The sequence below is a fragment of the Virgibacillus flavescens genome (genome assembly GCF_050574275.1).
GTDB lineage: Bacteria > Bacillota > Bacilli > Bacillales > Amphibacillaceae > Virgibacillus_F > Virgibacillus_F flavescens.
The window spans coordinates 404817-429409 of sequence record NZ_CP192260.1 but is presented as its reverse complement, the minus strand read 5'-3'; the positions used below and the strand labels follow the sequence as shown (position 1 = coordinate 429409).

General features: G+C 39.8%; 28 protein-coding genes. 17 read left to right on the top strand and 11 right to left on the bottom strand.

All coding sequences use genetic code 11. The features are described 5' to 3' along the window. Positions 1 to 61 precede the first annotated feature (61 nt). Positions 62 to 886 (top strand): aldo/keto reductase, encoded by an 825-nt coding sequence (locus VBD025_RS02085; protein WP_430788833.1) that lies wholly within the window; start codon positions 62 to 64, stop codon positions 884 to 886. A gap of 936 nt (positions 887 to 1822) precedes the next feature. Further along, positions 1823 to 2893, top strand: a complete 1071-nt coding sequence (gene rsgA / locus VBD025_RS02080) for a ribosome small subunit-dependent GTPase A (RefSeq protein ID WP_430788831.1) — start codon at positions 1823 to 1825, stop codon at positions 2891 to 2893. Between the two features lie 43 nt (positions 2894 to 2936). Here rsgA and VBD025_RS02075 read toward each other — a convergent pair whose 3' ends face one another. Further along, positions 2937 to 3479: an HD domain-containing protein gene (locus VBD025_RS02075; protein ID WP_430788829.1), complete on the bottom strand. Its 543-nt coding sequence runs from the start codon at positions 3477 to 3479 to the stop codon at positions 2937 to 2939. 13 nt (positions 3480 to 3492) lie between these two features. Then, complete coding sequence (locus VBD025_RS02070) at positions 3493 to 4092, bottom strand: TetR/AcrR family transcriptional regulator (protein WP_430788827.1); 600 nt, start codon at positions 4090 to 4092, stop codon at positions 3493 to 3495. 104 nt (positions 4093 to 4196) lie between these two features. Here VBD025_RS02070 and VBD025_RS02065 point away from each other — a divergent pair, with 104 nt between their 5' ends. The 10 genes from VBD025_RS02065 (at position 4197) to VBD025_RS02020 (ending at position 12578) form a co-directional block, all read left to right on the top strand. After that, positions 4197 to 4577, top strand: a complete 381-nt coding sequence (locus VBD025_RS02065; RefSeq protein ID WP_430788825.1) for a DMT family transporter — start codon at positions 4197 to 4199, stop codon at positions 4575 to 4577. After that, positions 4578 to 4892: a DMT family transporter gene (locus tag VBD025_RS02060; RefSeq protein ID WP_430788823.1), complete on the top strand. Its 315-nt coding sequence runs from the start codon at positions 4578 to 4580 to the stop codon at positions 4890 to 4892. It begins immediately after the preceding gene. Between the two features lie 125 nt (positions 4893 to 5017). Continuing rightward, on the top strand, positions 5018 to 5860 hold the full coding sequence (locus VBD025_RS02055) for a VOC family protein (RefSeq protein WP_430788821.1): 843 nt from the start codon (positions 5018 to 5020) through the stop codon (positions 5858 to 5860). Positions 5861 to 6027: 167 nt separating this feature from the next. Further along, positions 6028 to 6951 (top strand): DMT family transporter, encoded by a 924-nt coding sequence (locus VBD025_RS02050; RefSeq protein ID WP_430788819.1) that lies wholly within the window; start codon positions 6028 to 6030, stop codon positions 6949 to 6951. A 17-nt stretch (positions 6952 to 6968) separates the two neighbouring features. After that, positions 6969 to 8027, top strand: a complete 1059-nt coding sequence (gene fni / locus VBD025_RS02045; protein ID WP_430788817.1) for a type 2 isopentenyl-diphosphate Delta-isomerase — start codon at positions 6969 to 6971, stop codon at positions 8025 to 8027. Positions 8028 to 8198: 171 nt separating this feature from the next. Beyond that, complete coding sequence (locus VBD025_RS02040) at positions 8199 to 9056, top strand: VanW family protein (protein WP_430791228.1); 858 nt, start codon at positions 8199 to 8201, stop codon at positions 9054 to 9056. A 63-nt stretch (positions 9057 to 9119) separates the two neighbouring features. After that, positions 9120 to 9569 carry a DUF2188 domain-containing protein gene (locus tag VBD025_RS02035; RefSeq protein WP_430788815.1) on the top strand — a complete coding sequence of 150 codons (450 nt, stop codon included), beginning with the start codon at positions 9120 to 9122 and terminating at the stop codon, positions 9567 to 9569. Between the two features lie 153 nt (positions 9570 to 9722). Then, positions 9723 to 10580 carry an MBL fold metallo-hydrolase gene (locus tag VBD025_RS02030; protein ID WP_430788812.1) on the top strand — a complete coding sequence of 286 codons (858 nt, stop codon included), beginning with the start codon at positions 9723 to 9725 and terminating at the stop codon, positions 10578 to 10580. Between the two features lie 75 nt (positions 10581 to 10655). Then, complete coding sequence (locus VBD025_RS02025) at positions 10656 to 11378, top strand: DsbA family oxidoreductase (RefSeq protein WP_430788810.1); 723 nt, start codon at positions 10656 to 10658, stop codon at positions 11376 to 11378. Positions 11379 to 11852: 474 nt separating this feature from the next. Continuing rightward, on the top strand, positions 11853 to 12578 hold the full coding sequence (locus VBD025_RS02020) for a SurA N-terminal domain-containing protein (RefSeq protein WP_430788808.1): 726 nt from the start codon (positions 11853 to 11855) through the stop codon (positions 12576 to 12578). Between the two features lie 700 nt (positions 12579 to 13278). On the opposite strand, the gene hisC is transcribed toward VBD025_RS02020, so the two are convergent. The 9 genes from hisC to VBD025_RS01975 form a co-directional block, all read right to left on the bottom strand. Then, complete coding sequence (gene hisC, locus VBD025_RS02015) at positions 13279 to 14334, bottom strand: histidinol-phosphate transaminase (RefSeq protein WP_430788806.1); 1056 nt, start codon at positions 14332 to 14334, stop codon at positions 13279 to 13281. Continuing rightward, positions 14327 to 14962: a bifunctional phosphoribosyl-AMP cyclohydrolase/phosphoribosyl-ATP diphosphatase HisIE gene (gene hisIE, locus VBD025_RS02010; RefSeq protein WP_430788804.1), complete on the bottom strand. Its 636-nt coding sequence runs from the start codon at positions 14960 to 14962 to the stop codon at positions 14327 to 14329. Before hisIE ends, hisC begins: the two co-directional genes overlap by 8 nt. After that, entirely contained in the window at positions 14953 to 15726 is a 774-nt protein-coding gene (gene hisF / locus VBD025_RS02005) for an imidazole glycerol phosphate synthase subunit HisF (protein ID WP_430791226.1), read from the bottom strand. The genes hisIE and hisF overlap by 10 nt, the downstream gene beginning before the upstream one ends. Further along, positions 15716 to 16438 carry a 1-(5-phosphoribosyl)-5-[(5-phosphoribosylamino)methylideneamino]imidazole-4-carboxamide isomerase gene (gene hisA / locus VBD025_RS02000; protein ID WP_430788802.1) on the bottom strand — a complete coding sequence of 241 codons (723 nt, stop codon included), beginning with the start codon at positions 16436 to 16438 and terminating at the stop codon, positions 15716 to 15718. The genes hisF and hisA overlap by 11 nt, the downstream gene beginning before the upstream one ends. Beyond that, positions 16435 to 17040: an imidazole glycerol phosphate synthase subunit HisH gene (gene hisH / locus VBD025_RS01995; RefSeq protein WP_430788800.1), complete on the bottom strand. Its 606-nt coding sequence runs from the start codon at positions 17038 to 17040 to the stop codon at positions 16435 to 16437. The genes hisA and hisH overlap by 4 nt, the downstream gene beginning before the upstream one ends. Before the next feature lie 16 nt (positions 17041 to 17056). Beyond that, positions 17057 to 17641: an imidazoleglycerol-phosphate dehydratase HisB gene (gene hisB / locus VBD025_RS01990; RefSeq protein ID WP_430788798.1), complete on the bottom strand. Its 585-nt coding sequence runs from the start codon at positions 17639 to 17641 to the stop codon at positions 17057 to 17059. A 304-nt stretch (positions 17642 to 17945) separates the two neighbouring features. After that, positions 17946 to 19217, bottom strand: a complete 1272-nt coding sequence (gene hisD / locus VBD025_RS01985; protein ID WP_430788796.1) for a histidinol dehydrogenase — start codon at positions 19215 to 19217, stop codon at positions 17946 to 17948. 6 nt (positions 19218 to 19223) lie between these two features. Continuing rightward, entirely contained in the window at positions 19224 to 19850 is a 627-nt protein-coding gene (gene hisG / locus VBD025_RS01980; RefSeq protein ID WP_430788794.1) for an ATP phosphoribosyltransferase, read from the bottom strand. After that, positions 19851 to 21098, bottom strand: coding sequence for an ATP phosphoribosyltransferase regulatory subunit (locus tag VBD025_RS01975; protein WP_430788792.1), 1248 nt, complete (start codon positions 21096 to 21098; stop codon positions 19851 to 19853). A gap of 102 nt (positions 21099 to 21200) precedes the next feature. Between VBD025_RS01975 and VBD025_RS01970 the strand changes: the two genes are divergently transcribed. The 5 genes from VBD025_RS01970 to VBD025_RS01950 all read left to right on the top strand — a co-directional run bounded on the left by VBD025_RS01970 (position 21201) and on the right by VBD025_RS01950 (position 24590). After that, positions 21201 to 22004 carry a histidinol-phosphatase HisJ family protein gene (locus tag VBD025_RS01970; RefSeq protein WP_430788790.1) on the top strand — a complete coding sequence of 268 codons (804 nt, stop codon included), beginning with the start codon at positions 21201 to 21203 and terminating at the stop codon, positions 22002 to 22004. A gap of 122 nt (positions 22005 to 22126) precedes the next feature. After that, positions 22127 to 22507 carry a YbaN family protein gene (locus tag VBD025_RS01965; protein ID WP_430788789.1) on the top strand — a complete coding sequence of 127 codons (381 nt, stop codon included), beginning with the start codon at positions 22127 to 22129 and terminating at the stop codon, positions 22505 to 22507. Positions 22508 to 22524: 17 nt separating this feature from the next. Continuing rightward, the gene (locus VBD025_RS01960) at positions 22525 to 23337 is read left to right on the top strand and encodes an alpha/beta hydrolase (protein WP_430788787.1); all 813 of its coding nucleotides are present in this window, start codon (positions 22525 to 22527) and stop codon (positions 23335 to 23337) included. Between the two features lie 54 nt (positions 23338 to 23391). Next, positions 23392 to 24312 carry a UDP-N-acetylmuramate dehydrogenase gene (gene murB / locus VBD025_RS01955; RefSeq protein WP_430788785.1) on the top strand — a complete coding sequence of 307 codons (921 nt, stop codon included), beginning with the start codon at positions 23392 to 23394 and terminating at the stop codon, positions 24310 to 24312. 59 nt (positions 24313 to 24371) lie between these two features. Then, positions 24372 to 24590 carry a hypothetical protein gene (locus VBD025_RS01950; RefSeq protein WP_430788783.1) on the top strand — a complete coding sequence of 73 codons (219 nt, stop codon included), beginning with the start codon at positions 24372 to 24374 and terminating at the stop codon, positions 24588 to 24590. The last annotated feature ends 3 nt before the right edge of the window (positions 24591 to 24593 follow it).

The window sequence follows — 24593 nt, the reverse complement described above, 5'->3', positions numbered from 1 at the left end:
CTCACCAAGTAATCCTTGTGATAAACTTTTAGTACACTATTGCAAGAAAGGAAGCGATAAGATGAAGTTTATTACGTTAAACAATGGACTACGTATGCCGCAGCTTGGTTATGGCGTTTGGCAGGTTCCTGAAGATGAAGTGTCATCAGCAGTATCTACAGCAATAGAAGTTGGATATCGTTCTATCGATACAGCAAAAGTTTATAAAAATGAACGAGGTGTAGGGGAGGCAATTGCTCAAAGCAATGTACCCCGCGAAGATCTATTTATTACAACTAAAGTTTGGAACTCAGACCAGGGCTATGATAATACTTTAAAAGCATTTGATGAAAGCCTTGAAAAATTAGGTCTTGATTATGTTGACTTATATCTTATTCACTGGCCAACACCTGAGTATGATGATTATGTTGAAACGTACAAAGCAATGGAAAAATTATATAAAGATGGACGTGTTAAAGCGATTGGAGTATGCAACTTTAACATTGAACATCTAAAACGTCTGCTTGATGAGTGCGAAGTTACACCTGTAGTAAATCAGGTGGAATGTCATCCGTACTTACAGCAAAGTAAACTGCAGGAATTCTGTAAGAAAAATGATATTTATTTGGAAGCATGGAGTCCATTGATGCAGGGTGGCGAAGTGTTGAATAATGATGCGATTAAAGAAGTTGCCGAGCAGCATGGTAAAACATCTGCACAGGTAATTATTCGTTGGCACTTACAGAGCGGAAGAATTGTTATTCCGAAATCTGTAACGCCATCACGTATCGAAGAAAACTTTGATGTGTTTGGCTTTGAGTTATCGAAAGACGACATGAATAAAATTGCTGAACTGGACCGAAATGAACGTAAGGGACCAGAACCAAGTGAAATGAATGTCAGATAGATTTATAGAGAACAGGAGCAGATTGAATCTGCTCCTGTTTTTTTAAACTCAACTTTCAAATAAAATTCATAGTACTCGACACGAATTACGAACATATCTATTCCTGAAACCTGTTTCTAGTTACTTCTTCGCAGAAGATGTAAACCGCGACGTAACTTAAGGTTTATTTTCAAAGACTTGTTCTATAGCTGCCCGTCCGGGATCGTTGCGGGCGGATGCGCACCTTAGGGAACGGCTTCAGTCTCCTTGCCCCGACAAGGGGTATGCCAACGTTGTCCGCAGTTGGCCCTCCTCTTCAGAATTCTTTTCTGCGGGGCCTTCAGACTCGTGTTGTTCCCGCAGGAGTCACCCCCCCTCCACTCACCAGGACTGGTTAAGCGATTTATGACTTTTTTCTTTCTAATGCGTGCTTAAATAGACGTGCTATCAGGAGTAGAGTTAATAAATCCTCGACATCCCCATATCGTCAAGAGATTGGAGCGGATGGCAGTCGACTCCTGCGGGAGGAAAGGCATAGGTGAGACCCCGGAGTGCGTCAGCACGAGGAGGCTCACCAGCCGCTCGCGGAAAGCGACTGCCATCCGCGGAAATCTCGTTGCTGTTACCTCGCAGTTTATTTCGGGTGTGGAAATAAATCTAAAGTTACTTCGCAGTTTAGAGATTTTGTCCAAACTACACTAATGAAATGCTGGCTTGTTTAACTATTTCAGAAAGCACCTGCTTAGTTCATTCTGCAAAAATTGAAAAATAAATTAATTTTCTTGCGCACATTTTCTGAATTTGTAGTATACTAATAGAAATCTTGTTCGTCCATTTTGAAAGGAGTGGTGTTAAATGGCTATTTATACAATTGCATTATCAAACCAACAAACACATATCAAAGTGGGGGAACAGTCGGCGTAAGCACGGACTTTCCTCCATATAATTAGGAGGAAAATGAAATTGAATAAACTAGAAACAGTTGGATGGAATCGGTCTGTCCAAGAAATTGATGAAGAAAAAATAGGTCGCGTAATCGCGGTCCAAAAAAACAGCTATCGTGTTTTAGATGGCGAAATGGAGTATTTCTCACATTTAAGTGGAAAATTTATTAACGAAGCATATAGTCCATTGGATTATCCAGCGGTCGGCGACTGGGTTGAAGTTCAGAAGCTAGTTGAGGAAAAGAAAGCAGTAATTAATCGATTGCTGCCCAGGAAAAGTCAATTTGTTCGTCAAGCGGCAGGAACAAAGACAGAAGCACAGATTGTTGCGGCTAATATGGATACCGTTTTTATTGTTAATTCGCTTAATCATGATTTAAATCTGCGTCGTATCGAGCGATATATTTTATCAACATATGACAGTGGAGCAACGCCGGTAATTGTACTGACAAAAAGTGACGAATGTTCACCTGAAGAAGTGCAGGCTGCTATCACGCACGTTGAAGAGGTTGCAATTGGTGTTCCGATTATCCCTGTAAGCAGCATTACGATGGATGGCATTGAGGAATTGATCTCTTATTTGCCGTCTGGAAAAACAGCTGCATTGCTTGGTTCTTCTGGAGTTGGGAAATCTACACTAGTTAATACGCTTATCGGAAATGTTGTCCAGGAAACAAAAGATGTTCGAACTGGAGACAGTAAAGGTCGTCACACAACCACCCATCGTGAAATGTTCCTCTTACCGAACGGATCATTGTTAATCGATACCCCTGGTATGCGCGAATTACAGTTATGGGAAGGCGAATCATCAATTGATACGACGTTCCAGGATATAGAGGTTCTGGAGAAAAATTGTAAGTTTACAGATTGTCAGCATGAGACAGAACCTGGATGCAGCGTACAGGAGGCAATCAGAAATGGTGACTTATCTGAAGGACGATACCAAAGCTATTTAAAGCTGCTGCGAGAACTAGCTTATGAAAAAAGAAAACAGGATCAAAAAGCACAACTTGAAGAAAAAAATAAATGGAAAAAGATTTCAAAGAACCAGAAAAATAAACATAAACATCGTAAAAAAGGATGATATAGAAAACACCTTCCACATTTGATGGAAGGTGTTTCTTATTTTAGCTATGAAATACTCGTCTAACAGCGTCCTCATACTCAGCAAAATAACTTGGGATTTCTTCTGGACTAAGTCCCACATACATATTCTCGACAATAGATGTGTTGTACCATTTTTGCTGCTCCACTCCCGCGTTAAAATTCTGCCATACCGCATCACCGTTTGAATCAATGTCTTGTTCTAAACCAAGCAAATTATCCAGTTTATCGGCAACAACCAGATACTTAACTTCATTTTCGGCGTCACGAAGAGCATCAATTGTATGCTGTTTACGTTCCTGCCAGGATTTCGATTTATCCTCGGTGTGGGCAGCGACTAGTTCTGCTACACGTGGACCAAACTCGGCTTCGATATCTTCTATTTCGTAAATGGTGTCTTCAACAACATCATGTAAGTAGCCAGCGCATACTAACTCTTCTGGAAGTCCTGCTCGTTCTAACTTTTCAGCAACGCGTATTGGATGGGTAATATACGCTGCATCCGTATTCTTACGTTTTTGACCCTGATGTGCTTTTTCTGCAAAGTTCTTCGCTTGCTCTTTCACACTATCATCCTTTCTAATCTGTATGTTCGCATAATTTTTCAAGATGATACGTTAATGCAGCCTGCATTTTTTGTACGGTGAATCGTTCTGGATGCAGAAGGCTGTGTAAAGCCATTCCATCTACTAACGCATACAATCTTTCAGTTTCCATATTATTATCCAGTTTTGGTGATACTAATCCTAAATCGGTAAGTCTATCAATGACGATTGCACATGCACGATATATTTCTTCGTAAACCTGTTCGCTCACATCTTTTAAATCAGGATCGACAAGCGTTCGGGTAGAGAAAACCATCCACACCTCCATTTCAATTCTGCGATCCTCATCTATTGGTAAAAATTCACATAATAAATCATGCATGGCTTTAAGTGGCGGGCCATCATAGTTTTTGTTTTCTATCCGATTCTTCACCCGATTGGATACAAGCTGCATAGAGAACGCTAATAATTCGGACTGGGTAGAAAAATAATGACGTAATGATCCAACAGAGAGATTAGCTGTTTTAGCAATTTTACGTACAGTAGCTTCTTCCAGTCCCGCGTTTACTATAACTTTCCATGTGGCTTCTGCTATTTCAACTTTTCGTTTTTCGTGATCAACTATTTTCGGCATAGTTTTATTATAACACAAGTGTACTATTTAATAATCATGTGATATTATAAATAGTACAACTGTATTATAAAAACAATGAACGCCAGTAAAGAAAGGAAATTAGTATGACATCAAAGGATAATTTAAATTATGAAGACACAGATAAGAAAATACCATCGGAAGGAATGGCGTGGTTATTTTTATTCATTTCTGGGTTGGTTGAAATTTACTGGGCGGCAGCCCTGAAATCAGATTCACTTGGTCTATTAACATTAGTTGCTATCTTACTAAGCTTCGAATTATTAATTCGCGCTACTAAAAAAGTACCAGTAGGCACTGCGTATGCTGTATTTACCGGAATTGGTACAATTGGGACGGTGATGGTCGATATCCTATATTTTCATGAGCCATTTAAACTCGTGAAGCTAGCATTAATTCTCTTGTTGGCGTTATTCATTATAGGGTTAAAGGTTTCCGATAATGTTACAAAAAAGGGGGTGGAATAAATGGCGTGGGGCTATCTTGTTATTGCTGGGCTATTTGAAATTGTAGGTGTTCTAGGAGTTAAAAAGGTATCTGAAAAGAGTAATATCGTTAATAATGCTATATTAGCAGGTGGCTTTATCATAAGTTTTACATTTTTGTCATTTGCGCTTGACAGTATTCCACTCTCGACTGCATATGCCGTTTGGACTGGAATAGGAACATTAGGATCTGCTATCGTTGGTATGATCTTTTTTAAGGAACCTCGAAATGGGTTTAGAGTGTTTTGTATTTTGGGTATTATATTTACTATTATTGGTTTGAAAGTAGTCAGTTAGATCTTTTGACACCGGCACTTTGGGTATCTTTGCCTTCACCATGCTAGCGACGTATTTCTTTCAAAAAAATTGAAAAACATGTAAACTATACTAAACTACATTAAGGCTAAGAGGAGATTCCCCCCATGAGATTTCATAATAAAGACACCAAGCATATTAACCACATTCACTTAAAGGTTGCCAACTTGGAACGTTCACTTAATTTCTATCAGAACATATTGGGTTTTCGTGTGATTGAGCAGCAACCACACCTCGCAATATTAACAGCTGGTGGTTCCAAACCACTACTAACGATTGAACAAATTGAAAGCTCTGTCCCTTTGAATAAAGGAAAGACAGGTCTTTTTCATATTGCTTTTTTACTTCCAGAGAGAGCTGATTTAGCAAAAATGCTGCGTCATTTTATGCATAAAGGATATCCTGTTCACGGAGCCTCTGACCACATTGTCAGTGAAGCGTTGTATATTTCAGATCCTGATGGAAATGGGGTTGAAATTTATACAGATCGTGACCCTGAAGAATGGAATTGGAATGGTGATGAAGTTGAAATGAGCACTTTTCCAATGGATGCCAATGCTTTGATGAGAGAGGTTGCTGTGCAAGGCTGGCAGGGGATGCCAGTGGGTACGATTATTGGACATATCCATCTTCAAGTAGCAGACCTTTCTGAAGTTGAATCGTTTTATACAAAAGGATTTGGTTTTCAGGTAGTCAATCACTTTGGGAATCAGGCATTATTTTTGTCTTCTGCAAACTACCATCATCATATCGGATTAAACACATGGAACAGCTTGAATGGAAGTGTTCCAGGTAAGGAAGAAGTAGGCTTGAAAAGTTATACCATTTCGGTTCCAGCTAACGAAAGAATAGAAATCGTCAGCCGTTTGCAGGGGTTGAATGTTCCTGTTGATTTAGATGGTGAGGAATACATGGTAATAGATCCATCAGGAAATAGAATCTATTTTTAGCAGGTGAGAAATACTTTTATGCTGTGAAAAAAATTGGTCAGATTGGCGGTAAGCCAATTTTTCAAAATATAAAGTGAGTTCAGGAAAAAAGCTAACCGTCGAGGTTGGCTTTTTCCATAGGCATTTGATATAGTTTTTTCATAATAGTTAATGGAAGAAGGAGCTCTATGAACCAAAATCAATCGATTGCTATTTATTTTTGGATGCTGCTCGTTCCATTATTCTGGGGTGGGGCTTTTGTTGCTGCTGAGCATGTAATTACAGAGTTACCTCCAGTAACTGCTGCAGCCTTTCGATTTGGATCTGCTGGCATCCTGCTATTAATCTATGTGTTATGGAAGAAAAAATTTGATATAATTGCATTGAAAAAGCAATGGAAACCTATTTTGGCTATGGGAATCACAGGGATATTTGGATATAATATTTTCTTTTTTATTGCCCTTGATTTAACCTCGGCAATAAATGGATCGTTAATTGTTGCTACAACGCCAGTCCTTGTTACGTTTGGAGCTGTTTTATTTTTAAATGAAGTATGGAATAAGCAACTGGGCTTCGGTATTCTATTGTCCCTAATAGGAGTAGTCATTGTAATTTCCAGAGGATCCATTTCGACCTTATTGTCTTTGGAATTTAATGTTGGAGATCTGTTATTCATTGGTGGGTTGTTAAGCTGGGTAGCCCACGGTCTTCTGGGTAAAATAGCAATGCGGGATGTTTCCCCCGTAGTAACGACAACGCTAACTACTTTAATTGGATCTTTTTTTCTGGCAATTGTCTCGCTGTTTGAAAAAGGGTGGGGAGATGTATTGCGGATGTCAACACAGGCATGGCTTGAGATGATCTTCATGATTATTTGTTCGTCTGTCATTGGATTTCTAATATGGAATAATGGAATTAAACAAATCGGGGCAGGTAAAGCGAGTATTTATATGAACCTCGTTCCCATAAATACAGCATGGTTAGCGGTTGTATTTTACGGTTCAACGATTACCTGGACACAAATCGTTGGAATGATAATGGTCATTATGGGTGTTTACTTCGTAACATTGCATCCCTATTTAATAAATAAAAGAAGAATGGTAGCAAACTAAATGTGGAGGGTTTACATATGGATATTGGAATAAATAAACGTAAAACAGAACATATTCGACTGTGCCTGGATGAAAACGTGGAAGGTGTTAATAAAACAACGGGCCTTGAAGGAATTTCCTTTATACATAATGCATTACCGGAAATAGATTTTAATGATATCCAGCTTGATTCTTCATTCCTAGGCAAAAAATTGAAAGCGCCATTTCTGGTCAGCTCCATGACTGGGGGATCAGAGCTTGCTGAAGAGATAAATGGTAATTTAGCAAAGGCAGCTGAGCAAAAAGGCTGGGCGATTGCACTTGGTTCAACGCGTGCCTTACTTGAAAGCGACGCACATGAAAATTCGTTTCTCATCCGCCAGCATGCCCCGACTGCGCCACTAGTTGCAAATATCGGTGCGGTACAATTTAACTATGGTTATGGGGCAGAAGAATGTCAGCGGATTGTTGATTTAACGGAAGCGGATTCCCTTTATCTTCATTTAAATAGCCTGCAGGAAATTACACAGGATGAAGGGGATATTAACTTTCATCAGTTGCTTCCTAAAATAGAAGAAGTTTGTAAAAAGCTAACGGTTCCAGTAGGTGTTAAAGAGGTTGGTTTTGGAATCGACGGTACCGTTGCGAGAAAATTATACGATGCAGGCATTGCTTATATTGACGTTGCTGGTGCGGGGGGAACTTCATGGAGTCAGGTAGAGAAGCTTCGCTCAAAGGACCCACTTCGGAAGGCAGCGGCAGAAGCTTTCAACAACTGGGGCATTCCAACGAAAGATTGTATTGTTTCTGTAAGAAGTGAACTTGGATCAGCTGTGCCAATTGTTGCCAGTGGTGGCATGAAGACAGGCGTTGATGCTGCAAAAGCGCTAACGATTGGTGCAGACATGGTTGGCTTTGCCAGACAATTACTGCAGGCGGCAACAGATTCAGAAGAAGCTGTGATTGAAGCAATGAATCAAATTGAGATGGAACTGAAGATGGCGATGTTCGGTATTGGGGCCCAAACAATTGATGAACTTAAAAATACAAATCGTGTAAGTATAATGGGACAATCGTTGTTAAATAACAAAGGCTAAAACCTCTTAGGGTTTTAGCCTTTTTTTACATGTAAGAAAGTAATAAATACTTACTGCATAAGTGCAATTGGGGATTAAGTCATCAAGGTTTGGAGATAAGTCACGTTTTCTAATACATGAAATCATTCTTCGTAATCCATACTATTGGGTAGGGAGGAATGACCTGTGAAAATGCTCTTTTTATCATTTTTTTTACTTACGGCTCCGTTAGGTGATGTGCCTCAGCAATTAACGATAACAGAAAATGGAAGACCACAAATGAGTGTGGAACTGGAAAGGTATGAATTGCCCTTTCTGAACAGTCATTTTATTCATGATGAAAAAATACAAGGTCTGTTAAACGAACTTGATAAAAAGATATATAAAGAACCGGTTAATGCCAGATTAAATAAAAAAGGTGAAGTTGTTCAAGGTAAGCCTGGGCAAACGATAGACCGCCATAAATTCCAGTTGTTATTTCGTGAATCGTTTTATACGGGCGAGCCAGATACCCTTGAAATACCAATTAAGAAAATATATCCTCGCGTTGATACAGATCTATTAACGGAAGTAAAAGAAAAACAAATTGGTCAGTATGTAACCTATTTTAAAAAAAGTAATCAAGAAAGAACACATAACATTGAGCTTGCTGCAGATGCAATTAATAATTATGTAGTCTTTCCAGGAGAAAAGTTTTCATTTAATAAGATCGTTGGGAAGCGCACGAAGGATCGAGGATATATGAAAGCACCAGTTATTGTAAAAGGAGAACTGTCGGAGGATATTGGCGGTGGGATATGTCAGGTTTCCTCGACACTGTACAATGCTGTCAGTTTAAAGGGCATTAAGATTCTTGAACGCTATTCGCATAGTCGCAGTGTACCATATGTTCCACCTGGACGAGATGCAACTGTAAGCTGGTGGGGGCCAGACTTCGTATTTAAAAACATGTATAATCAGCCAATATTAATTCGTGCAAAATCTGAGGCCGGGAGAATGGTAATTCAAATTTACTCTTCTGAAACTGTGGAACTGCACACTGTAAAATGAAAGTAAGTTGTTTACTGTATGACTAGCCGGGTAATGTACATAAAAGGATAAGGAGGAATTTACATGCCTTGGACATTAAATGATTATCCGGATTCATTGAAGAACTTAGACAAAGTCGTTCGAAAAAAAGCCATTGATATTGCGAATTCCATGCTGGACGATGGGTATGAAGAGGAACGTGCTATCCCAATTGCAACCAGTCAGGCTAAAGAATGGTATGACAATGCAAGCCAAAAAGAAATCAATGAATATGAAAATAGCGGTAAGCCAACACAGCGGTCAGCAGAAGGAAAAAAATACGACAACAATCCTGAGCGACTAGATGAAGGAGAACAAGTTGTTCCGCATGAAGATGGCTGGGCAGTAAAATCTGCTAATGCAAAGCGGCCAAGTGATGTATATGACAATAAAAAAGACGCCGTTAAACGGGCGAAAGAAATTGCAGAAAATAAAGATACAAAATTAACTGTATATAAACAGGATGGCTCCGTTCAAAAGGAAGAATCCTACTAAATGAGCCTCCCGATTTATTTCGGGAGTTTTTTATCGTAAGCAAATCCATGGCAGGTGGAATAAAACCTGTTTGACTTTAGCAATCCGACACTATATTTTGTGATTAAATTCTGTTTTCCTACGAATACTAGTAGGAAAATGGAGGTTAATCAAATGGATAAACAGACAAATGAAAATAGTATACTTCGATTTATACCAATGACATCCATCACGAGTGGAACTGGAAATGTGGTTCATAATGATGTCTATTATTACACCGATCAGATAGTAAACATATGTTTCATCGGAAGCCCGACTGAAGGTGATTGGGTTCTCATTGACGGTGGTATGCCAAAGTCTGCCCCTGAAATTAAATCTGTCGTGGTGGATCGTTTTGGGCGGGAAAGCAGACCTTCCGCAATTGTTCTTACACATGGACACTTTGATCATGTAGGGGGGCTCATAGATCTAATCGAAGAGTGGGAAGTACCTGTATATGCGCACGAATTGGAAATACCATTTTTAACTGGAGAAACGTCCTACCCCGACCCTGATCCAACAGTAGAAGGCGGGCTGATTGCTAAGGCATCATCTTCTTTTCCAAATAAACCAATTAACCTTGGAAGTGCAGTGAAACCTCTGCCTGAAGATGGAAGTGTACCAGGATTAATAAATTGGATGTGGGTACACACACCAGGTCATTCACCGGGTCATGTTTCTTTTTTTAGGGAAAGTGACCGTACATTAATTTCAGGCGATGCATGTATTACAGTAAAGCAGGACTCATTTTACAAAGTATTGATGCAAACCCCTGAACTAAATGGTCCACCACGATACTTAACAAACGATTGGAAGGCAGCGAAAGAGTCCGTAGTTAAACTTGCGGAATTGGATCCGAAAGTAATGATACCGGGGCATGGCACTGTAATGCATGGGGAAAAACTGAAAATAGGCTTAAAAGGTTTGGTGGAGAACTTCGAACAAGAAGCGGTACCGGATTACGGAAAATATATTGACAGAAACCTTCATTAAGCATGTAAGCACAATATTACCAACAGTCTTTTATCCTATGCTACAATAACTAACAGAAATGAGGTGTTAGTTACAATGAAAATTGACGTCTATTCAGACTTTGTTTGTCCATTCTGCTACATCGGTAAGCGCAGGCTGGAACTTGCAATGGATAAATTTTCAAATAAAGAGAAGGTTACAATCACATATAAAAGTTATGAATTAGATCCGAACGCAGCAAAGAATCCGGATAAAACAATACATGAGATACTTGCAGAAAAATTTGGTATGAGCGTTGAGAAAGCTAGGCAAACAAACCATAATATGGCGGATCAGGCAGCTGAAATAGGACTCACGTATCGGTTTGATACGATGAAGCATACGAATACGTTCGATGCACACCGACTGGCTAAGTATGCTGATGAGCAAGGGAAAGGTAAAGAAATGACCGAGCGGTTGCTCCAAGCATATTTTACCGATTCGCTTCACATTGGTAATTATGAAACGTTGGTGTCATTGGCTGAGGAAATTGGTTTGGATAAAGATGTTGTCCTGGATGTTTTAAATTCTACCGATTATGCGAAAGCAGTGAGAAGCGACGAACAGGAAGCACAGCAGATTGGAGCAGAAGGAGTACCATTTTTTGTCTTCAACGATAAATATGCAGTTTCTGGGGCGCAACCACCAGATGTATTTACTGAAGTAATCGAAAAAGTCTGGGAAGAAGAAAAAGAGCAGCCTATATTACAATCATTAAACCCAAAAAAGTCAGAAACAACCTATTGTACGGGTGAGGGCTGTGACGGTGACTCAGATTAGAAAAGAAGCTAACATGGGGAGTATGTCAGCTTCTGCATGGGTAGATATATATATTAGATCGGCGCGCTGCTATTGATAAATTTGTTTCAGGATAGATAGATTCCAGCGTTTTAACATCGCTAGTTATCTTATGCGTTTACTTTCAATAATAACCTGAGTCTCAAAAAGGTTCATCATTTGTGCCCCTCCGTTTCATGTTTGTTTCTACTATAAGTATAGAAGGGGACGACACGTTACAAAACGGCTAGAGGAACGAACTTATCTACATTCAGAGGCTGATTTTTGTCTCGGTCTATCGATTTGTGGTAAAAGTAAGAAATAGATACTTTAAAATGACTTGAAAGTGTAAAATAGTTAGCAAATCACTGATATATCAGGTAATGTGACGGTTATTTACAATCCAGAGACTTGCAATGCAAGCGAAATTTATGTTTGAATGAATAGATAAAGTTTATGAAATGAGGGATTAATTCCATGAAAAAAATGATTATGTTGGCTCTCGCAATTGCGTTGGCAACAGTGTTAACAGCATGCGGTGGAGATGATTCTGCTGACAAAGCTAAAGACAAAGAAGAAGCTTCAAAAGAGACAACTGAACAAGCTAGCAAAGAAGTTAAGATAACTGATGAAGAGAAGGTAGACAGCGATAAAGTTGTTTCTCAAATAAATGGAGAAAAAGTAAAGGGTAAGCAATACAATGCTTCTTATGCACAAACAAAGACATTGATGAGTCAATATGGACAAGATGTTAGTGATACCAAAAAAGTAAAAGATCAAGTACTAAAAGTTATTGTTGAACAAGAGCTTCTAATGCAGGCTGCAAAAGAGCAGGGTATTGAAGTTACGGATAAGGAAGTTCAAAAAGAATTTGAAGCAATTAAAGAAGAAAATGCTAAGAACTTTGAAACCGTTCTAGAAAAATACAAGCTGTCTGAGGAATCCTATAAAGACCAGTTGAAATTCGAATTAACTCTCCAACAATACACCAAACAGGAAATTGAATCAGCAGAGGTTACAGAAAAAGAAGTCGAGGAATACTATGCTAAGCTAAAAGAGCAAAGTAAAAACAAAGATCTTCCAAAACTTGAAGAGATAAAAGAGCAGATTAAAAGTCAATTACTGAAACAGAAACAATCACAGAAACTGCAGGCTAAAGTAGAAGAATTGAAAAAAGATGCAGAAATTGAGCATATGATTTAAGCCACTTTTAAAACTCCCATCACAAATCGTTGATGGGAGTTTTTTTAATTTTAGCAGATAAACTTCTGTCACAGTTGATGTAAACTGCGAAATAACTTACCACTTTGGGAATGCTGCGATGTAACAGCAACGAGATTTCCGCTGATGGCAGTCGCTTTCCGCGGGCGGCTGGTGAGCCTCCTCGTGCTTTGCACTCGGGGGTCTCACCTATGCCTTTCCTCCCGCAGGAGTCGACTGCCATCCGCTTCAATCTCTAGACAAAATATGGATGTCGCAGATTTTTTAGCTGCCTCTCTGATAGCACGGCTATTTCTACATGCACTAGTTGAATAAAAAACAAAGACGTTAAAGCTTTACCAGTCCAGGTGAGCGGAGGGCGGTGACTCCAACGGGAACAGCACGAGTCTGAAGGCCCCGCAGAGTGCTCTTCTCGAGGAGACTGAAGCCGTGCCCGCGGAAAGCATCCGCCCGCAGCGATCCTGGACGGCAGCTTTAGAACATTTTTTGGTAATAACTTCGCAGTATAGAGATACTGAGTCAACTGAGAGAATGGATTGCGACGATATTCAACTATTTCTAGGAGAATCACCTTATTTTATTCTGCGAAAATCTAGTTATAAGTATAAAAAGTTAGAGCAAATGCAGGTATAAGTAAAATCTCAGCATTCGCTATTAAAGACAAGTCGAATGCCGAGTTTTTCTAAACGATGGAATTAAGCGTCTTAATTAAAGATGTCATATCATCCTCTGTTCCAATTGTAATTCGCAGGTGATTATTAATTAAACGTTTGTTGAAATATCGGACCAGTACATTTTGTTCTTTTAACTTAGAATAAATAGTGCTGGCATCAATTTTATAATGCTGTACAAATAGAAAATTTGCATCAGAAGGCAATATGGAAAACCCAAGCGTTTTTAGGGACTCTGTCACCCATTCCCTTGTAACTTTAATTCGCTCAATCGTATCCCTGAAATACGCTGTATCCATTATCGCAGCTTCTGCTCCAGCAATTGCCAGGCGGTCGATTGTATAGGAGTTAAAAGAATTCTTGACGCGATTTAATGCTTCAATTAAGTCAGGGTTTCCAATTGCGAAGCCCACGCGTAATCCAGCAAGTGAGCGAGACTTTGACATGGTTTGTACAACAAGCAAATTATCGTATGCATTAACCAGACTGACAGCTGACTCGTTTGCAAAATCAATGTAAGCTTCATCGATAATGACAACACAATTCGGATTGTTTTCTATAATCTCTATGATATCGGTCAAGTGCGCATAGATGCTTGTTGGGGCATTCGGATTTGGGAAAATCACTCCGCCGTCGCTCTGAAAAAACTTTTCCGTTGGTAACGTAAAATCACGGTTTAATGGTACTTCTTCATACGGAATATCAAACAGCTTTGCATAGACCGGGTAAAAACTGTAGGAGATATTAGGAAACCGGATAGTCTTTCCAGGTTCAAAAAACGCCATAACGCTGAATGCAAGAATCTCATCTGATCCATTTCCAATAAAAATCTGGTCAGATTCAAGGTGATAATAATCTGAGATCTTTTCCCTTAATGAATCAGTGGTGGGAGAAGGATAGCGATTCAGTTTTCTGTTCAGTTCTGCTTGAATTGCTACTGTTACACGTGGTGAAGGTGGATATGGGTTTTCGTTCGTATTTAATTTTACTAACCCTTCCACCTCTAATTGCTCGCCAGGGACATATGGTTCGGTTCGCAGCACGGCAGAGCTCCAGAATTTATTCACTGTCATTACCTTCTTTTTGAACATGGCGTTTATATAACTCTTTCTTTATATCATTAATGCTTACACCGAGAATTTCCATTAAAACAAGCGTGTGATAAGTCAGATCGGCAATTTCCCATACAACTTCCTGTTTATCATTGTTTTTTGCACCGATGATCACTTCGCTCGTTTCTTCCCCAATTTTTTTCAGTACTTTATCGATTCCTTCAGTGAATAAGTACGTTGTATAAGAACCTGATACAGGATCCTCTCGTCGTTCTGTGATCTTTTCGGTCAATGTGTGCATAACATTACGTTCATAAGAGTTGTTTTCAGCAAGTGTACGGTAAAAACAGGAATCTTCACCTGTATGGCAAGCAGGGCCATTAGGATCAACCTGAATTAATAATGAATCTGCGTCACAATCATAGGAAATCTTTTGAACAGATTGCTTATTACCAGATGTTTCCCCTTTATTCCACAAGGATTGTCTTGACCGGCTGTAAAACCACGTCTCATTTGTCTCAAGCGTCTTTGACAGCGATTCTTCATTCATATAGGCAAACATCAGCACATCGCCTGTTGTTGCATCCTGTATGATCGCTGGAATCAGACCATTCTCATCAAAGCTAAGTTCATTTATATCCATGCTTTCACACCCCTTATCGCGATATCGTTACGTATTAGATAGTCTTTTAATTCTGGAATCTGAATTTCGTTATAGTGGAAAACAGATGCAGCAAGCGCAGCGTCTGCTTTACCTTCTTTTAACACATCAGCAAAGTGCTTCATGGTACCCGCTCCACCGCTTGCCACGACTGGAATTGTAACGATTTCAGATATTTTTTTTATTAAACTTATATCGTAGCCTTCTTTGACTCCATCGGTATCCATCGCATTAATTACCAGCTCACCTGCACCAAGCTCTGCGCCGCGTTTTGCCCATTCTAAAGCATTCATATGTGTGTTCACTCGACCTCCATTTAGAAAAACAGCGCTTTCGTTATTTTCAGTTGTTTTTGCATCGATCGAAAGGACGATACACTGGCTCCCAAACTTTAGCGCCGCATCTGTCAATAACGCAGGATTTTTAACAGCAGCACTGTTTATAGATACTTTATCCGCACCAGCACGAAGGACACGATGAACGTCCTGGACTGTGCGAATACCGCCACCAACTGTGAATGGGATTGTAATTTCAGCAGCAACCTTCTCCACGATATCGAGGAAAATATCCCGCTCATCGCTTGAAGCGGTTATATCGTAAAAAACAAGCTCGTCTGCGCCTTCTTCACTATAGCGCTTCGCGAGTTCCACAGGATCCGCTACATCCTGTATGTTTTGAAACTTTTTACCTTTCACAACACGACCCTGGTTCACATCCAGACATGGAATAATTCGTTTAGCTAACATTGATATCACCATTCAGGAGTACTTCCAATGAAAGGGAGCCATTATATAAAGCTTTTCCGACAATTGCACCGTACATATCCATTGCTTCCAATTGTTTAATATCATCAACATTAGACACTCCTCCAGAAGCGATGATATTCTGTCCAGTTCGTTGGTTGATGATGTCGAGTTCTTTAAAATTTGGACCTGATAGCATTCCGTCTTTCATAATATCGGTGTAAATGATAGTTTGCACGCCAAGTTCATTCAGTTCCTTTACTAAATCAAGGGCTGAAACTTCGCTGGTTTCAATCCAGCCATTTGTCGCTACCATGCCATTTCTAGCGTCGATCGAAACTGCGATTTTCTCACCATAGGTTGATACAGCCGTTCGCAAAAAATTCTTATCTTCAATAGCTGCGGTCCCGATAATCATCCGGGAGACGCCAATCGATTGATAATTTTGAAGGCTTTGCAATGAGCGGATTCCGCCTCCAACCTGGACAGGGATCTGGACTGCATGGACGATTGATTCAATTGTTGAAAGGTTAGTCATGTTTCCTGTTTTCGCACCATCCAAATCAACAATGTGAATGTACGATGCGCCCTGATTTTCCCACCGTTTTGCCACGTCAACAGGTGAGTCGCTGTAAATTTGTTCCTGTTCATAATCACCCTGTGTAAGTCGAACACATTTCCCATCCAGTAGATCAATAGCTGGAAATAGTATCATGAAATCATCTCCCCGAAGTTCTTTAATAACTGTATACCGGCTTCACCACTTTTTTCTGGATGAAATTGCATACCAATGACATTATTTTTTTGTACAATAGCTGGTAATTTTTCACCATAAAAACAACTGCTGATAAGTGCATCTTCGTTCCAATCTGCTGCAAAGTAGGAGTGTACAAAATATACATAATCCTGATCCTTTATATTTTTCAGTATTGGACTTTGCTGATGAAGTGTCAGCGTATTCCAGCCCATATGCGGAACTTTTACACTAGAGGGAATTCGTTTAATCTTGCCGTTCAGTAACCCTAAACCGGTCCAGACACCGTCTTCAAAGCTTTGGTCATATAACAATTGCATACCCAGGCAAATACCAAGGAAAGGTTTTCCAGATAGAGCTTCCTGCTTAAGAACTTCAAGCAGATCATGTGCTTCAAGCGCCTTCATTGCATCATTAAAAGCTCCAACACCAGGTAATATAATTGCGTCACTTGCAAGGATAACTTGTTTATCAGATGTAACACACGTTTCCAAATCCAATTTATCAAAAGCAAACTGCAGGCTTTTAATATTTCCTGCGCCGTAGTCAATAATGGCAATCATATAGATATCTCCTTTTTTACAACGAACCTTTTGTTGAGGGTACGCCTATAATTCTTGGGTTCAGTTTAGTTGCCTCGTCCAAGGCCCGTCCAAACCCTTTAAAAATTGATTCGATGATATGATGAGTGTTTTTTCCGTAATCCAGTTCAATATGAAGCGTGAGGTTTGCATGACGAGTGAAAGCTAGAAAAAACTCTTCAACAAGTTCGGTATCAAAGTCACCAACTTTATCTTTTAATCCATCTACACGGAAAACCAAATAAGAACGACCACTGATATCAATGGATATCGTCGACCGTGCCTCATCCATTGGCGTAATGATGGTTGCATAACGATTAATTCCTTTTTTTACACCTAATGCTTGTTCCAGAGCCTGCCCCAACACTATCCCAATATCTTCCGCCGAATGGTGCTGATCTACGTCAAGGTCCCCGTCACAGGTAAGATTTAAATCGAATAATCCGTGTCGCGTGAATAAAGTTAACATATGGTCTAAAAACCCCACACCTGTTTGAATGGCAGAGTTCCCTTTTCCATCAATTGTAAAATCAGCCTGTATGGAAGTTTCGTTTGTTTTACGTTCAACTTCAGCTGTTCGCATGTAATATCTTCCTTTCTTTTAATTGGTGAAATTAATTATTAGGTTATGGAGCAGTGAGTGTTCCAAGTCGCGCAAGGTTTGGCCAGAATCGCGCAGCCGTGGCGAGGAAACGCGCACTGCCTATCGAATATCGCGCACACGCGGCCAGGAATCGCGCACAACTCCCTCAGCGCGCGATTCCAAGTGAGTGTTGCGCGAATCTGGGATGTTAGTGCGCGAAAGCTACCGTACGTCGCGCGATAATATACGAGTAATGCGCGATTTCAGCATAGTCCTGCGCGAATCACATCGTAATGTAATTCTTTTAACTTTTTCTGACTCGGATTGCATTCGCGTGTGCAGATAATCCTTCTGCTTCAGCCAATGTAATAATCGAGTCAGCTGCCGCGGCAAGGGCGGTTTGCGAATACTGAATAACGCTTGATTTTTTGACGAAATCGTATACGCCAAGTGGGGAAGCAAATGCCGCTGTACCATTTGTTGGCAGCGTATGGTTTGGCCCGGCAAAATAATCTCCCAGCGCTTCTGGTGAATAGTTTCCAAGGAAAATGGCACCAGCATTTTTTATTGCTTCCAAAGCGTTATACGGTTCTTTGATCATGAGCTGCAGATGTTCTGGTGCGATTTCGTTTACAATTTCAAATGCTTCCTCAAGCGTTTCACAAACAATTATCCGTCCTTTTTTCTCAATCGATGCTTGTATAATTTTCTTTCGTTCAAGCGATTTCGTTTGAAGAGTTATTTCAGTTAGAATGGACTGAGCCATTTCGTATGATGTGGTAATGCAAATAGCGCTTGCTTCTTCATCATGTTCTGCCTGAGAGAGTAGATCTGCAGCAGCAAATCTTGGATCCGCTGAGCTGTCAGCGACGATACATATTTCACTTGGCCCGGCAATCATATCGATAGAAACATCACCAAAGACCATTTTCTTGGCCTGGGCTACATAGGAGTTGCCGGGTCCAACTATTTTGTTCACTTTTTTAATTGTTTCCGTTCCATATGCCAGTGCAGCGATAGCCTGTGCACCACCAACTTTATAAATCCGGTCAGCTCCAGCTTCATCGGCAGCGGCCAGTACGTATGGGTTTATTTTGCCGTTTGCTTGTGGTGGTGTAACGATGCTAATCGATGAGACACCTGCAAGTTTGGCTGGAATGACATTCATTAATACGGTAGACGGGTAAGCCGCTTTTCCACCGGGCACGTACACACCGACACTTTCCAGCGGGGTGATTTTTTGACCAACATAGGCATCGTTACGTTCACCGATTGACCAGGACTCTTGCAGCTGCTCGGCATGAAATGTGGTGATATTTTGTTTTGCTTTTTGTAATGCTTCCATAAACAATTCCCCGACGAGATTACGTGCATCCTCGATTTCCTGTTTAGTTACTTCCATGCTATTAATTGCTGCACCATCGAATTGCTTTGTGTAGTTGAAAAGTGCCTGATCCCCTTGAGACCTTACAGTCAAAATAATTTCCTCAACACGTGCACGAATCGTTTGGTTCTGCGTGATGGTTGTCGAGCTGTTCTTTTCTGCTAAAAATGCTGACTTCGTAATGATCTTCATTTTTGTTCACTCCAGTACAGTTCGTAATCGATTCAATATGTCATGAATGCGTGTGGACTTTGTCGCAAAGCTGGCTTTATTAACGATCAGGCGGGTGCTGATATGATCAATCGTTTCAAATACGCTTAGTCCATTTTCTTTCAGTGTTGTTCCGGTTTCCATAATGTCGACAATCACATCTGCCATTCCAATTAACGGAGCCAGTTCTACTGAGCCATTCAGTTTAATCGTTTGCGTATCTATTCCCTGCTTTTGAAAATAGGCAGTTGCTATCCGAGGATATTTGGAAGCGACCTTCAGTTTTTGTTTTCCGGCATATGCTTCTTTATTTACTCCTGCAACAACAAATTGACAGGCGCCAAATTTTAAATCCATCATGTCATAAAAATTGGAACTGGACTCCTGGATGTTGTCTTTTCCAGCAATACCAATATCCGCAGCGCCGGTATCCACGTAAGTGGGAACATCTATCGCTTTTACATAAACCATTTTTATTCCTAAATTGTGATCATAGAATATTAGTTTTCTTGACTTGGGATGAAAATCTTCGAACTCGACGCCTGCCTGATGCAGCATCTCAATTGCCTTTATAGCAGTACGTCCTTTGCCAAGAGCTAGCGTTAGGTAATCCAATTACATTTCCTCCTTGTTGCGCTTAAGTATTTCTGATAGGTTGTCAGGTTCATAGAAAGGGGTCATTCTACTGTCCTTTTCAATCACCTGGTCCGTTTTCGCATATCGAATCACCGGAGTCCCTTCTGGCAGAGCACCAGACTCAGATTGCGCTGTTACAATGATACGTAATCCATCTTTCCTCAGTTTATCGCCTGTTTGAATCGCTTCTTTTTGTCTGGACCATTCATACACAACAACTGCGTCGACAGGAGGCGCCACTGATTCAAATATGGACTTCTGTGCGATAGCATCAAGCAGCACATCAACTTCACACGCAAACCCTATGGCAGGGAGTGTTTCTCCAATTTGTGCTGCCAATTTATCATACCTGCCGCCCATCAAGACTGGCTTGCCGACATTTTCAATAAAACCTTGAAAAATGATCCCGGAATAGTAATCCATATGATTGATGAGACCAAGATCAAGTGATACATAGCTTTCCACATCATAAATTTTCAACATGTGGTGTAATGCTTCAAGCTTCTCTATTTCTTCCTTCATGGAATCATTTAACGGTAAAGATTTAGCGCGCTCCACAACTTGATTAAATTCACCATATAAATAAGGAATTTCCAGTAGAAGTTTCAGCAAATTCTCTGGAACCTCCCGATTTGTTAAAAATAATTCCATCTCCGATATATTTTTCGCGCGAACGAGCGATAGGAGTTCTTTTCTTTCAGCTATAGTAAGAGAAACCTGTTCTAATAACGTTCGGAAAAAACTTGCCAGACCAACTTGAACTTGAATCGACCCTAACTTCATGCTGCGCAGCACCCGAACTGCTAAAGCAATAACTTCAGCGTCTGTTTCAACCGAGCTAGGAGCAAAATTTTCGATGCCTGCTTGGGTCCATTCTTTTTTTCCTAGTTCGCCTTCAGACAAGCGAAAAACATTTTCCGTATAGAATAGACGTTGATTTTCAAGTGTGATAGGTGCTTCCGAGACCTGCATTTTCGTAATTGGAATCGTAACGTCAGGACGCATAACCAAAATTTTCCCAGAAGGATCAATAACTTTTACCATACTGTCACGATCAACTGTCCCAATGATAGATTGGTATACATCATACGATTCAAACGTCGGTGTCTCAATTTCACTGTAGCCAAACGTTGTAAAAATATACTTTATCCTGTGCAGCATTATAGATTTTTTGTGAAACTCAGCTGCGTTTAACCCGTCAGATCGATTAAATTTAACTTGATTCATACTACCACCCTTTTACTTTATCACTTTATCGCTTTATCTAGTTAAAGTTATTTGTTAGTATAGTGGTATCGAAAGAAAAAGTCAACGCAAGGAGTGTTGTAGATGTTTGATTATCATGTTCACAGTGATTTTTCCGCGGATTGTAAAACACCAATGGAAAAAAGTATTAATCGTGCAATTGAGTTAGGTCTTGCGGAAATTTGTTTCACCGAACACATCGACTATGAATATCCCGATCCAACCATTGATTTTGATTTGGATCTAGCAGGTTATGAAACGAAAATAAATCAAATGCGAAATAAATATCAGGATCAAATTACGATTAGAAAAGGAGTGGAAATTGGGGTTCAGCCATATTTGCTGGAACGTTATAAACAATTGATGAAGAAAGAAGAATTTGATTTTATTATCTGTTCGATGCACACAGCGAATAAAAAAGATCTGCATTCAGGAGATTTTTTCAGGGGAAGAAAGCCGGAAGATGCCTATGAAGCATATTATAACGAACTGCTCTATTGCGTTAGAAACTTCAAGGACTTTTCGATCCTGGGACATCTGGATTTAGTAAAACGATACAAACAGGAACCAGTAAATCATAATTGTTCTGAAATCATCGCAGCAATCTTTAAAGAAATAATTGCTGCTGAAAAGGGAATCGAATTAAATACATCTGGAGTAAGATATGGCTTAAATAACGGCATGCCAAGCAAAGATATTCTGGAATTGTATTTTGAACTGGGTGGAGAAATAATCACAATTGGTTCAGACTCCCATATGGAGAAAACCATTTCGTATCAGTTCAAGGAATCAGTCGAACTGTTAAAAACGATAGGATTTCGTTATATCACCACTTACAAAAATTTAGTACCGGTTTTTCATTCCATTGATTCTGTTTTAAATAAGTAAGAAAGTATAAATCCTTTCTTACTGCATAAGTTTTCTAAGAAAATAAATTGATTCTATTGAGGAAATAAAAACCGTGAAATGATATACTAGAAGTAATTAATTTACTATAGCTGGTGTGAAGAATGAAACAACTGAAACGAATATTGTTAATCATAATTGGATTTATATCCTTGGGTTTAGGATTACTCGGCATACTATTACCGCTTTTACCGACAACTCCACTATTACTCCTTGCGGCAGCATGCTTTGTGAGAAGCTCTGATCGTTTGTATCAATGGTTAATTTCAAATAAGTGGATAGGACCATACATTGAAAATTACCGTGCAGGAAAAGGAATTCCTTTGAAAGCGAAAATAATTGGTGTCTCTTTGCTGTGGGTATCAATGGGGTACACAATCTTTTTTGTAATTCCTTTACTCTTTGTTAAATTATTTTTATTTCTCATTGGCGGAATTTTTACCACAGTAATTTTAAAACAAAAGACATTACATAAAATGCAGTAGGCAGGAGAGTACGATTGTTGAAAAAGAAATACATCATTCGAATAACTAACTTACTAATTATTATTGCGGGTATTGCAGTCATCACCTATATGCCAGAAAAAGCCAAATCACAGGGAGAAACTGTGCCTATTACTGTGTTTGTCCATGGCTATAAAGGAACACACAATTCATTTGGCAGCATGCTGGACCGTTTTGAGTCGAACAAGTGGGGGGAAAAGGCACTTGTTTACCGGGTTTCGCGTGAAGGTGACGTTAGAGTCTATAATTTGAACAAAGGTAAAACAAAGCCAGTATATATTCAAGTTATATTTGAGGATAATCGTGCGAGTTTCAAAGATGGAGCAAGGTGGTTGTCAAATGTACTTAGCCATATGAAACAATACTATCAAATTAATAATGTTAATCTTGTTGGTCATTCCATGGGTGGATTGATTTCAGTCAAATATATTGAGGAGTACGGTGACGCTTCCCGCTATCCTGTAACAGATAATTTGGTAACAATCGGCAGTCCTTTCGATGGGATACACAATAAAACGTATTTTAAATATAATCGCGACGAAGCGGCTACAGATTTAAAACCGAACTCTGCAGCACTGCAATTACTTCGCTCGACTAAAGAAATGATTCCATCAGGTTTAAACGTTCTAAACATTGGGAGTACTGGAGATCCAATAGCAGTGCCAGAAAGCGTGAGGGCATTACGAATGATTATACCAGCGGAACAATTGGAAACAGTTATAATTGAAAACGATGAACTTGGCCACAGTCAACTTCACGAAAGCCAGTATGTCGATCAATTGATACATTCATTTCTGGGGAAAACTCCATAACTATATTAAAATGTATCAGCGACAGCTTAAAATTTTTAAAAAGGAATGATCAGAGTGGAAAATTATCACCATACGTATGAAAAGCTTGTTGAAATAACACCAAAGAAAAATGTGATGGTGAATGAACACTTGAACAATCATACATATACACGCCTGGGTGGAAAAGCAGATTTCTTTGTTACCCCTGAAACATATGAACAGGTTCAGGACATTGTGAAGCTTGCGAATAAAGAGCAGGTACCTTTTACGTTACTTGGCAATGGATCTAACTTGATAGTAAAAGATGGCGGGATTCGTGGAATTGTCTTGAACCTTACACAACTGGACGCGATCCAGACGGATGGTACTGTAATCGTTGCTCAGAGTGGAGCACGAATTATCGATACGTCACGTGAAGCGTTGGCGAAGAGGTTAACAGGGCTCGAATTTGCTTGTGGAATTCCAGGTTCAGTTGGCGGGGCACTATTCATGAACGCAGGTGCGTACGGTGGAGAAGTAAAGGATGTATTAAAAAGCACTAAAGTGGTTGATCGAGAAGGGAATCTGCTTGATCTTGCTGCGGAAGATCTTGATCTTGGTTACCGTACCAGCAATATTCCGGACAACGGCTATATCGTACTTGAAGCAACCTTCGCTATGGAAAGCGGTACCTATGATGAGATAAAAGCTGTGATGGACGACCTTACGTTCAAAAGAGAATCCAAACAGCCACTAGAATACCCTTCATGCGGCAGTGTATTTAAACGCCCACCGGGCTACTTTGCAGGCAAGTTAATTCAGGATAGTGGCTTGCAGGGCAAACAAATTGGCGGTGCACAGGTATCGCTGAAGCATGCAGGATTTATCGTAAATATCGACAAATCATCAGCGAAAGAATATATTGACCTGATTCATTTCGTGCAGGATACCGTAAAAGATAAATTTGGTGTAAACCTGGAACGTGAAGTGAAGATTATTGGCGAAGACTTGAATTAAATACGATTTACGAAAGCCATGAACAACAATTTCGTTGTTCATGGCTTTTTTGATCGGCTATGGATGTGATTTGGCTGGGTATTGAGCTTGGTATCGATAAAATTCGTCTCGCGATCGATAAATTTTCTGCCAGCATGGATAAATTTTTTCTTGAGCGTGATAAGTTGAATCTCGGGAGCGATAACCAAATCTCAGCATCGATAAGCCAGGTATCGCCATGGATATCCAATTCTACATGCCGCATACCAACCACATCGAAACAACCATACCACCACTAAAAC